Source organism: Candidatus Albibeggiatoa sp. nov. BB20 (genome assembly GCA_016744725.1).
GTDB lineage: Bacteria > Pseudomonadota > Gammaproteobacteria > Beggiatoales > Beggiatoaceae > Albibeggiatoa.
Genome location: JADGDW010000196.1, coordinates 1 through 7146, shown reverse-complemented (window position 1 = coordinate 7146; position 7146 = coordinate 1). Strand labels below are relative to the sequence as shown.

Genomic DNA, 7146 nt, shown 5'->3' with positions numbered 1-7146 from the left:
GCTTGGGGAAGCAAAGGAGGCTATAAAGCGGTGATTGGTTGTGTTGATGATAAAGATATGGCATTTTTTGTCGTAGTGGGCCCCGATGGTGAAAAAACCCGTGATATTGTTAACAAGATTTCAGCTAATTTCAAAAAAGAATTAGGTATTAAAGACGACGAATAGAATTGACATAATACTATGTTTTTTAGGGGTATCAATGTGATTTAGGCTTGGTACTCCTTCATGTTGTTATCAAAATATATCTCGCATCTTTAGCCCTTACTTTATCAAAACCTCTACATTTTATGGCATTTTTACTGGATTTAGCTTAATTCTCTGATTAAAACATCTCATTCCTCGTTATTGCATAGCACAATATCCCTTCAAATCGGTTTTTCTAGTGAGTAAAAAATTTAAAATCAAAACTTTAAAATCAAAAATTTAACATAGATTTATATTTGCAAAAATTATGATTAGATTGAAAAAGTTTATATTTAAAAAATAATCTTAAAAAGTTCAATAAAATAGCAATTAATGCTTGCCATAGACCTATAAAAAAATTTACTATCTTATCTGCCTACGCTCATATCATAATAACTACGGAGGATATTAATGAGACACGTTTTTACCAAAACTGCACTCGTCATGGCGTTGAGTACATTCTGCTTTGGAGCAGCCCAAGCTTCTGAAATGTCAAGAGATGTACCTTTAGAGATGGAACAGCCAAGTTACAAAATCCCTTGGGATCGTTATTCAGGTTGGAAACCAACCAATTGGTCTAAATTCAGTACTTTGCGTCAAGTCGTATCCCCTCCTGTATCATTCATGCAGAAGTTAGATAAATCTACTACATCAAGTTCAGACATTATTATCAACGACGATGAAGGCGATGTTATCGTTGGCGACCCAGCGAAAGGTAAAGCCTTAGTTTCTAATCGTAAACGTGGCGGTAGTTGTTATGCTTGTCATATTTTGCCTGATGCGGCATTGCCTGGTAACGTCGGTATTAATATCTCCACCATTGGGGTTTGGGGTCGCGATGATGAATATTTATTCAATTATATTTATGATCCGCGCATGTTTAACCCATCCACAGTAATGCCACCATGGGGTGCTCACGGGATTTTCTCCAAAGATGAAATTAAACACATCGTGGCTTATTTAAAAACCTTGAGCAAACCTGTTAAATTCGAAAGTACCCAAGAAAATCCAGATACACGTGCGATGCCGATTGAAACACGTGATAACTTTGATGAGTTTGTTAACCCTTCAATGATGAATGTGGATACAGCAAAAGAACTGTTTATAACCGAAGGTTCTACAGGTAAATCTTGCCAAGCTTGTCATGAAAAACCTGAGGTTGAATTCGCAACTTGGGCAACCGATATGCCTAAAGTTGAAACACGTATGAATAAAGTCATCGGTATTGAAGAGTTTGTCACTCGTCATGCACGGGCAACAACTGGTGCTGAATATTTATCTCAGTCTGAAGAAAATTTATCACTGGCGATTTATTTACGCTTCTTAGCCAATGGTCATCCTATTGCAATTGATAAAAGTGACCGTAATACACAATTAGCAATTCGCCGTGGTGAAGACTTAATGAATCGTAAAATTGGTCAATTGAACTTTGCTTGTGTTGATTGTCATGAAACCAGTGCAAATAAATGGATTCGTGGTCAATATTTAGGTAGTTTTGTGGGCATGATGGATCATTTCCCTACTTATCGTACTAGTCGCGGTGAAATTTGGGACATTCGTAAACGTTTCCAATGGTGTGGCGTTGCGATTCGTGCAAATGAGTTAGAACCAGATGCAGCAGAATATGGTGATATTGAAATGTATTTGATGTCTAAAAACAATGGTCGTGTTTTCAGTGTTCCTGGTATTCGCCACTAAGTTGTATAGCGAATTTCTTATTATGTATTAGGACTGGCAGTCCTTTAATATTTTAAGTATTAATCAATTTCAAATTTGAGGACTGCCAGTCCTATATCACTTTAAAATAAAACGACTGTATCTAAAGGGCTGGTGACTTTTAATCTGTTTCCAGTCCTTTCCCCTCTTATTTCTTCTTAAATCACGCAAATTATAAAAAACCTGCAAATGTAGGGTGGAACAGGTGCGCCTTAAATAATGAAAATAATGTATCAACGATCACGCACCGTCTTCATAATCAATACTTGGTGAAATACACTAAGAAGCATCTGATAGAATAATCTTGCTCACGTTATTGTACTGTGATGTCTACTTAATCGTTAATTTCAGAAAATGGGTCGCACAAGAAATACAAGGATCATAATTTCTGACCACGGTTTCCGCATACAAACGTAATTCATCGGGTTCAGTATCTAAGCCTTTTTGCTGTAAAGAAAAGCGTAAATCTTGCTCAATTTGGGCTTGGTTTTGACTGGTAGGCGGCACAATCTGAGTAGTGGTAACGCGCCCTTGTTCATCTAATTCCCATTGATGCCACAACATCCCACGTGGTGCTTCTGTACAACCAAATCCGACACCCGCTCGCATTTTCTCCACTGGAATGAATGGCGTATCCGTTGGCACATAATCACGTAAAATCCGAATGGCTTCTAAAAATGCATAATGTACTTCCGCCGCTCGTGCCACAATGCTATGAAACATATTATTGCTAGGGAATTGAATCGCCGTCTTGGCTAAATTAGTTTTGACCGCTTCAGGCAATAAATCGAAATTTAAATTGACCCGTGCCAAAGGGCCTAACAAATACGGTTTATCATCCAGCAAGGAATGCAAGGCAGTGGAATGCGGGACGTGAAACTCTCTGAAATGATTGTTATATTCGCTGATAGGAATATCTAAGCCCGCAGAAGAAACTAAATTGCCTTCATTCATTGGATATTCATCAGGATGTTTGACTGAAACGCAGGTGAATTGTTGTGGATTATCAGGTAATTTTAAACTGGCTGTCCATTCGACTAATTTTTCAACTTGTGGCAATGCTGCTTCTAAATTCTGTAATAAAGTTTTTGCTTGCTGAGCTGTCGGTGCTTGATAAAACCCACCCACTCTTGCGCCTACAGGATGCACTGAACGACCGCCAAGCATTTTAATAATCTGATTGCCTAATTCTTGTAAATACACACCGCGTCGGACAACGTCGGGATGGTCTTTGGCTAATTCTGGAGCACTGCCATAGCCAAGAAAATCAGGGGCTGCAAGTAAATGAATATGCAAATTATGGCTTTCAATCCATTCTCCGCAATACAGTAAACGGCGCATGGCTCGAATCCACGGCGTGATTTGAATATTTAAAATTGATTCCATCGCATGAACCGTACTCATTTGATACGCTACAGGACAGATGCCGCAAATCCGCGCGACTAAATCGGGCATTTCAAAATAATCTCGACCTTCAGAAAATTTCTCAAAATAACGCGGCGGCTCAAAAATCCGTAATTTTAAATCACTGATTTCACCCGCTTTAATTGTTAAATCTAACGCGCCTTCACCTTCAACCCGTGCTAACACAGGGACATTAATCACAATTTCACGTTGTTCTTGCTTTGTCACGCTCATGATTGTGTCTCCTGTTGAATTGCTTCACCTGCTTTAGCAAAACTAGGGGCGGCATTGTTGATGAATAAAAATTTACGGGCAACTTGCTCGGGTTGATAGCCTAAACCTTGAATTCGACGGCCTAAGGCTTCGCCATTGATCTGTTCCGCAGGCCCATAACAAGCGTAGCAATCACGACCGATGCTGGGACAAATCGCGCCACAACCTGTTTGAGTCACAGGCCCCATGCACGGCACATCTTTTGTCACCATCACACAGGTATTGTGTAAACGTTTGCATTCTAAACAGACTTTATCTTGTTCTTGATAAGGAATGACACCGAATAACAAGGCGCGAATCGCAGATAAAATTTGATGGGAATTAATTGGACAGCCCCAGATTTCTAAATCAACACGCACATGTTTTGTAATTGGGGTTGCGGTGTCTAAACTTTCGATAAATTTGGGTTGAGCATATACACTTTTCGTCCATTCGCTCACGTCGTTTACATTGCGCAAGGCTTGAATCCCGCCTGAGGTTGCACATGCGCCAATCGTTACCAGAAATTGACTGTTTTTACGTACCATTTCGATACGCTCAGCTTCTTCAGGGGTAGAGACACTGCCCTCAATAAAGGCAATATCAACCGCTTGTTCGGGATTGATAGGCCCTGCTTCGACGAAGTGAACAATGTCTAACATATCAGACAAAGCAAGCAGTTGTTGTCCCGCATTGAGAAAGGCCAGTTGACAGCCATCGCACGAGCTAAATTTATGCACTGCAATTTTGGGTTTGGAGTGAAAACGTTTAATGTCTAATAACATAAGTCACCATCTCCTAGGTGGATATAGCCTATATGATAACTCAAACGGGACTAAAAATAAGTAGCATAATGAATATTAATATGAGTATAACTTTATTGCATCCTCAGATTTTTTATCTGCTAAAAATTGTTTGACATTATGCTAATGATTAGTTTATTTTATGTTCAACCCAGATGACACAAAGTGTGCTCAATTTGGTTTATTACTATAAATTATAAAATCTCAAGTAATGACTACTAAGTTGCTTGAATATTAGACAGTCCTATCAAGGAGGAACTATGCGTTTGACTAAACTTATCGGTGTTACTGGTCTTGTATTGGGTTTAAGCTTTTCTGGCGGCGTGTTTGCAGATGATGCAAAAGCAAGTGCTGATGAAGTGATGACTAAGGTACAAGAAGCAGCAGCCGCTTTAAAAGCTGGCGACTCTGCATTAGCTGAGTTCAACACTGATGGTAAGTGGAATCCAGAAAACAAATGGGTTTGGAAAGACACTTATGTTTTCGTTTATGATTGTGATGCTGATAAAGCATTAGCTCACCCAACCTTGGCAGTTGAAGGCAAAACAATCATGGGTATTAAAGATAAAGCAGGTAAAGAATTATTTGTTGCTTTATGTGAAGCTGGCAAACAAGAAAATGGTGGTTGGGTATCTTACATGTGGCCTAAGAAAGGCGAAACTGACCCATCTCAAAAAGTATCTTATGCTTTACAGGTGGAAGGTCAATCTTTCCAAGTTAGCTCTGGCATCTACAGCGATGACGCTAACGTTGAAGAATTAAATGCTGCATTAGCTAAATAAGTTTTTTAGGGCTGGTTTCTTGGTTTGAGTGACCAGCCTTTTCAAGTTTAGTCATTTTTAAAGTCAATTTTTAGTCCCGCCTTATTTTAGTAAATCCCGCAATTTTGTTTTCCTTAATTGGTTGTTTGTCGATTTTTATCACCTTGGTTGATATTTGAGTCTGTTACATCGCCGTGAATTTCTGTGTTGTAACTGATATTGGCTTGGGTTTGTTGTGTATTTTCAATGCCATCGAGTAATTTTTTAACGCTGTATTCTTTTTGTAATTTTCCAACAAAGTATTCGTCACGTCCTGCTTCGTAATAGCCAATCAGTTCTTCATATTCAACATAGACGGTTTCGCCTTTTCGGTCTTTATCAGGTAATGGTACAAGTTCGGTTACGTCCATTTTTTCAAAGCTGCTGTGAATATCGAGTAGGGTTTTACGCACCGTTGCAAAGTAGTCGCGTTTTTGTTGTCCTGTAACCCAAATTTGAATATGTTTGTCTTCATTATCCGCTTTGATGACTGTAACCGCTTTATAGATTTTATCGTAAAGCACGACACCTGTACGCCAACGCAATTGTTCAAGAATTTCTTTATGTCGTTTGACAATGAATCTTGGCATGATCGAACGCGGTAAAAAGTTGTATTCAAGCTTGAATTTCAGTGCGTTATCATAATCAAATTTAAATTTAGCCTCTTGCACTTCAAGTAAATCAGGAATCAGTATTTCTTTATCGCCTTCTATTTTGTAGCACAGTTCAAATTTTTCCATTAAACGGATGATATAGTGATATTTATCACGCGGGTATTGTTCATCGTTGAGGATATGATTGAGCCAATTGAGTTGTAAAACACCTTTATTTTGTGCTAATTGTGGTGAGTTGATGATTTTGTAAACCGCTTCTGTGACCCATTTGGGTTCTAATACATAAGTGTCGCATAAATCGAATTCATCAAAGTGTAAGATAATGCCTAAATCACGGAGAAAATGAACTAAAGTGGTTTGTGCGGAGTCTAGTATATTTTGTTGTTCACACAGGTTTTTATAGAATTCGTAGGAAATGTAGTGTTGTTGTAAGTTTTCTAGTTCTGTTTTGACGTTAAACCAGCTTTGTCCCCAGACTGTTTGCAGCATTTCAATGTTATTGAGGGCTTTGGTGAGGGATTTTTGTAGGGTTTTGATGCCTGATGGTTTTTTGCAGGAAACACGATGAAAGCTGTGAATACCTTGATATTTTCTTTTTAAAAACGGACGGTCAACTTCAAATCCGGGATTTTCATCGACTTTGTTAATTATAACTAAAATTGGGGAGTCATCGCCAAAGCTTTCGATGTGTTTGAGCCAGTATTCGGTTTTTTGTTCTTTTCGACCGTCTAGCACTAAAATGTATAAACTACGTTTGGACAGGAAAAATTGATGAGTTGAGTGCATGATTTCTTGCCCACCAAAGTCCCATAGGTTTGCTTTGACTTCGATGTCTTCGCCTTGTTTGTTTTGCGTTGGGATGTAATAGGGTTTGATGTTAATGCCATGGGTTTGTGATTCGTGTTGGTCAAACTTTTCGCCAAGTAAATTTTTGACTAAAGATGTTTTGCCGACACCGCCGTCACCGACTAGCAATATTTTGATTTCGTGTAATGGTTTTTGTTTTTGTTCTAAAGAATTGAAATAGTTGCGGATGGCATTGGTGCCTTGGTTCACTATTTCTGGTGGTGGTGTTTCCAAAGGGTTATTTCGTACATGTAGCTGACAAGGGCTTTCTAAATTTCCCAAACTTTTTGGTAAAGTGGTTAATTTATTTATACTTAAATCTAGATACTTTAAATTTTTTAATAAACCTATATTTTCGGGCAATCTTTCTAATAAATTCTTTCTTAGAATCGCTAATACGGGAATTGTCTGAGAAGAAAAACTAATTACATTATTTGCATCTAGATTATTTAAATTGGCGATTCCCCATTCTAAAACACAAGATAATGGATGTCCTAATCTTATATAATCATAAGCTGTAGGCAATTC

The 7146-nt window shown here is 38.3% G+C and carries 5 protein-coding genes; 2 read left to right on the top strand and 3 right to left on the bottom strand.

Features of this window, described 5'->3' with window-relative positions; genetic code table 11:
* The first annotated feature begins 594 nt into the window (after positions 1 to 594).
* Positions 595 to 1881: a sulfur oxidation c-type cytochrome SoxA gene (gene soxA, locus ABXH34_RS16625; protein WP_353573006.1), complete on the top strand. Its 1287-nt coding sequence runs from the start codon at positions 595 to 597 to the stop codon at positions 1879 to 1881.
* 348 nt (positions 1882 to 2229) lie between these two features.
* Here soxA and ABXH34_RS16620 read toward each other — a convergent pair whose 3' ends face one another.
* Positions 2230 to 3537: a Ni/Fe hydrogenase subunit alpha gene (locus ABXH34_RS16620; RefSeq protein ID WP_353573005.1), complete on the bottom strand. Its 1308-nt coding sequence runs from the start codon at positions 3535 to 3537 to the stop codon at positions 2230 to 2232.
* Positions 3534 to 4340 (bottom strand): NADH-quinone oxidoreductase subunit B family protein, encoded by an 807-nt coding sequence (locus tag ABXH34_RS16615; RefSeq protein ID WP_353573004.1) that lies wholly within the window; start codon positions 4338 to 4340, stop codon positions 3534 to 3536. Before ABXH34_RS16615 ends, ABXH34_RS16620 begins: the two co-directional genes overlap by 4 nt.
* A 278-nt stretch (positions 4341 to 4618) precedes the next feature.
* On the opposite strand from ABXH34_RS16615, the gene ABXH34_RS16610 reads away from it, so the two are divergent.
* Positions 4619 to 5140, top strand: coding sequence for a cache domain-containing protein (locus ABXH34_RS16610; RefSeq protein WP_353573003.1), 522 nt, complete (start codon positions 4619 to 4621; stop codon positions 5138 to 5140).
* A gap of 113 nt (positions 5141 to 5253) precedes the next feature.
* Here the strand turns inward: ABXH34_RS16610 and ABXH34_RS16605 are convergent.
* A partial coding sequence (locus tag ABXH34_RS16605) for a COR domain-containing protein (RefSeq protein WP_353573002.1) occupies positions 5254 to 7146 on the bottom strand: 1893 nt, incomplete at its 5' end.

Bases quoted from the DNA above. Each gene is read 5' to 3' on its own strand.
- ABXH34_RS16620 (WP_353573005.1), bottom strand. From the start codon at position 3,537: ATGAGCGTGACAAAGCAAGAACAACGTGAAATTGTGATTAATGTCCCT.
- ABXH34_RS16615 (WP_353573004.1), bottom strand. From the start codon at position 4,340: ATGTTATTAGACATTAAACGTTTTCACTCCAAACCCAAAATTGCAGTG.
- ABXH34_RS16610 (WP_353573003.1), top strand. From the start codon at position 4,619: ATGCGTTTGACTAAACTTATCGGTGTTACTGGTCTTGTATTGGGTTTA.
- soxA (WP_353573006.1), top strand. From the start codon at position 595: ATGAGACACGTTTTTACCAAAACTGCACTCGTCATGGCGTTGAGTACA.